The sequence below is a fragment of the Stackebrandtia sp. genome (assembly GCF_035643755.1).
Lineage (GTDB): Bacteria > Actinomycetota > Actinomycetes > Mycobacteriales > Micromonosporaceae > Stackebrandtia.
On sequence record NZ_DASQPW010000262.1, the window covers coordinates 1 to 3,916 of the forward strand.

Here is a 3,916-nt window from a genome sequence, read left to right on the forward strand (position 1 = left end):
CACCACGCCCGTGGGCACCCTGGAGGCCGAGCTGGCCGCCGCCACCTCCGCCCTCGACGACGCCGAGCGGCTGCGCACCCAGGCGCTGCGCGCCGCCCAGCTGCCGCCGCTGCTGCCGCGCGGCCACCACTTCGTCCGCAACCTGATCGTCTACGCCGCGGCGATGGTCGCCTGCTTCGTCGTCCAGCTTGTCCTGTTCGGGCTCCAGTCCAGCGGCGCGCTGCCGGGCGGCATCGGCCTGTGGATCGTGTTCATCCCGCCGCTGATGTTCCTGTTGGCCGGGTACATCGCCACGTCGGTGGCGGGCAGCCCGCGGGTGCCCATGGTGGACGCCCGCGGCAAGGAGATCGCGTTCACCGTCTACAAGAGCCCGAGGCTCGGCGGCTTCCTCGCGGTGCTCACGATGGCGGGTGCCCTGGTCTGGATGCTGACGTTATTTCAGCGCGTGGTCCAGGATGTAGCGCTCGTGATCCAGCACCTTCAGGTCCCGCATCGGGCGCCGCAGGTGTCCCTTGCGGACGATGCGCACGAAGGACGGGTCGCCCTGCGCCGCCATGCGGCGGATGCCCTCGATGTGGTCGACGATCCGCTTGCGGATCACCCGGATGAAGCGGTAACGGTCGCGTTCGGACAGTCCGTACGCGTCGGCGAACAGCCGCAGCCGCCGCGCCCGGTCGGGTTTCTTCCAGCCCAGCGTGTACGAGTCGCGGTCGGAGAACAGCGGCACCCAGGTCCACGCGGCGTACGCCACGTCGTAGATCCGGGCCCCGGGCGAGGCGAGGTCGAAGTCGATGAGCGCCAGCGTCCCGTCGGGGCGCCAGATCACGTTGTGGGGGGCGGCGTCGTGGTGGCACACCACCTCGGTGTCGGGCGGAGGGGGCCCGAAGGAGCGCCAGACCGCGCCCGGTGGCGTGCGGAAGCCGTACTGCGAGTCGTGGTACATCCGCAGCATGGTGGCCACCGTGTTGAGCGCCTCGTCGGTGGTCCAATGTGGGGCGAGTGGGTACTTGCCGCACTCACCTTCCAGATAGGACAGAACCTCGCGGCCGTGCTCGTCTATCCCCAGCGCCTTGGGCGCGCCGGTGAAGCCCGCGGCATCCAGGTGCCGGAGCAACGCGTGTACCGCTGGGGTCCAGGGGCCGGTATTGCGGCGCACGGTGTCACCGAGGCGCACGACCGTGCTCGTGTTCCCGCCGTGAAGCGGTACTTCCTGATCTGTCACCACCAACCGTCCAACTTCAGCCGGCCTGCGCCGTCACGCCGCCATTCTTCATTTCGCCGTCGTCCAATAGTGCGTCGACGAACTGCGCAACGTCGAAGGGAGCCAGGTCATCCGGACCCTCTCCCAATCCGACGAGCTTAACCGGAACCCCCAGGCGACGCTGTACCGCGATCACGATTCCGCCCTTGGCCGTCCCGTCGAGCTTGGTGAGCACCACCCCGGTCACGTCGCAGACCTCGGTGAACACCCGCGCCTGCTCCATCCCGTTCTGGCCCGTCGTGGCGTCCAGGATCAACAGCGTCTCGTCCACCGGGCCCTGCTTTTCGATGACCCGCTTGACCTTGCCGAGCTCGTCCATCAGCCCGGTCTTGTTCTGCAGACGCCCGGCGGTGTCCACCAGAACCGAGTCGACGCCGGAGTCCTTGGCGGTCTTGACCGCGTCGAACGCGACGCTGGCCGGGTCGCCGCCCTCGGCGCCGCGCACCACGGTGGCGCCCACCCGGGCGCCCCAGGTCTGTAGCTGATCGGCGGCGGCGGCGCGGAAGGTGTCGGCGGCGCCCAGCACCACCCGGTGCCCGTCGGCCACCAGCACCCGGGCCAGCTTGCCGCACGTCGTGGTCTTTCCGGCGCCATTGACGCCCACCACCAGCACCACCGACGGGCGGCCCTGCGCGCCCTTGAGGCTCAGCGAGCGGTCGAAGTCGGGGTCGAGCGCGGCGGTGAGCTCCTCGCTGAGCATCTTCCGAAGTTCTTGCGGGGAACGGGTTCCCAGCACCTTGACGCGCTCGCGCAGCTTCTCGGTGATCTCGGTGGTGGCCTCCAGACCGACGTCGGCGGTCAGCAGGGTCTCCTCGATCTCCTCCCACGCGTCGTCGTCCAGCCGGTCGCGCGACAGCAGCGACAGCAGCCCGCGGCCCAGGGCGTTGTTGGACCGCGACAGCCGGGCGCGCAGCCGCACCAGGCGGCCCGCGGTGGGTTCGGGTGTCTCGACGGCGATCTCGGCGGGGACGGCCTGTGGCGCGGGCTCGGCCTCAGGCTCGGCCGCCTCCTCGGCCGCCTCGGCCTCGGTCTCGGCGCCGTCCACCGGCGGCACGGCGCGGCGGGTGCGCACCGCCGCCACCACCAAGCCGACGATCATCAGCGCCAGGACGACGCCCACGATCAGCCACAACTGCCAGTTGTCCATTCCGCCTTTACCCTTCCACACCGAAACTCGCGCACCCACTGTACGGGTCGCGCGAGCATACTGGTTATGTCAGTCCTCGGAATCTCCCAGTCGCTGACTGATCACCTGCGTGACACCGGAACGCATCGTCACCCCGTACAGCGCGTCGCCGATCTCCATGGTGCGTTTCTGGTGGGTGATGACCAGCAGCTGCGAGGTCTCGCGCAGCTGCGACAGCAGGGTCAGCAGCCGTCCGAGGTTCACGTCGTCGAGCGCGGCCTCCACCTCGTCCATGAGATAGAACGGGCTGGGGCGCGCCCTGAAGATCGCGCACAGCAAGGCGATCGCGGTCAGGGAGCGCTCGCCGCCCGACAGCAGCGACAGCCGCTTCACCTTCTTGCCGGGCGGGCGGGCCTCCACCTCGATGCCGGTGGTGAGCATGTTGTCAGGCTCGGTGAGCAGCAGCCGTCCCTCGCCGCCGGGGAAGACGGTGGAGAACACCTTCTCGAACTCGGCGGCGACATCGGCGTAGGCCGAGGTGAACACCTCGAGGATGCGGTCGTCGACGTCCTTGACGACACTCAACAGGTCCTTTTTGGACCGGGTGAGGTCGTCGAGCTGCTCGGCGAGGAACTTGTAGCGCTCCTCCAGGGCCGCGAACTCCTCCAGCGCCAGGGGGTTCACCTTGCCCAGCAGCTTGAGCTCGCGCTCGGCGCGGGCGGCCCGCTTCTCCTGCACGGGACGCTCGAAGGGCGCGGCCATCGGCTCGGGTTTGCCGTCGTCGTCGGCCTTGGCGAGCTCGGCGGCGGTGGGCGGCACCGGCTGTTCGGGGCCGTATTCGGCGATCAGGGTGTCGACGTCGATGCCGAATTCCTCGGCGGCGCGCGATTCCAGCTGCTCGATGCGCAGCCGCTGCTCGGTGCGGGCCACCTCGTCGCGGTGGACGGCGTCGGTGAGTCGGTCCAATTCGGATGCCAGTTCCCTGGCGCGCTTGCGCACCTCGGTGACGGCGGCCTCGCGGGCGTTCTTGGCCTGCTGCGCGGCGTCCCTTTCGGACGCGGCCTGGGCCAGCGACCGCTCGATGTGTTCCAGGGCCGAGCCGACGCCGTCGGCGACGAGCTCGGCGACCGAGCAGGCCCGCTGCCGCACGGCCTTGCGCATGGCGGCGCGCTGGCGGGCCTGGTGCTCCTGGTGGGCCTGGCGCTCCAGGGCGTCGGCCCGTCCCGCTAGCGCCGACACCCGCTCCTCGGCGGTGCGCACCGCCAGGCGGGTCTCCATCTCGTTTTGCCGCGCCTGCTGCAGGGCGACCGACAGCGAATCGCGCTCGGAGGTGGACGGGTCGTCCTCCTCTGGCGCCGACTCCGCTTGGCGCAGTTCGTCTTCCAGCTCCGTCAGGCCGGCCAGGTCGGCGTCGCGGGCGGTCTCGGCGGCCCGCTTGCCCTCCAGCAGCCGCCGCACCTCCCCCTCGGCGGAGGACGCCGCGGCGCCCAGCTCGGCGGCGCGGCGCGCCACGGCGTTGCGTTGCTTGT

The 3,916-nt window shown here is 70.5% G+C and carries 4 protein-coding genes; all 4 read right to left on the reverse strand.

Going from position 1 to position 3,916, the window contains the following annotated elements; translation table 11 throughout:
* Nucleotides 1-150: 150 nt before the first annotated feature.
* Nucleotides 151-357, reverse strand: coding sequence for a hypothetical protein (locus VE172_RS20265; RefSeq protein ID WP_324803795.1), 207 nt, complete (start codon nt 355-357; stop codon nt 151-153).
* 76 nt (nt 358-433) lie between these two features.
* The gene (locus VE172_RS20270) at nt 434-1,228 is read right to left on the reverse strand and encodes an aminoglycoside phosphotransferase family protein (RefSeq protein WP_349258475.1); all 795 of its coding nucleotides are present in this window, start codon (nt 1,226-1,228) and stop codon (nt 434-436) included.
* Nucleotides 1,229-1,238: 10 nt separating this feature from the next.
* On the reverse strand, nt 1,239-2,408 hold the full coding sequence (gene ftsY / locus VE172_RS20275; RefSeq protein WP_324803797.1) for a signal recognition particle-docking protein FtsY: 1,170 nt from the start codon (nt 2,406-2,408) through the stop codon (nt 1,239-1,241).
* 69 nt (nt 2,409-2,477) lie between these two features.
* On the reverse strand, nt 2,478-3,916 hold a 1,439-nt coding region (locus tag VE172_RS20280; protein WP_324803798.1), incomplete at its 5' end, for an AAA family ATPase.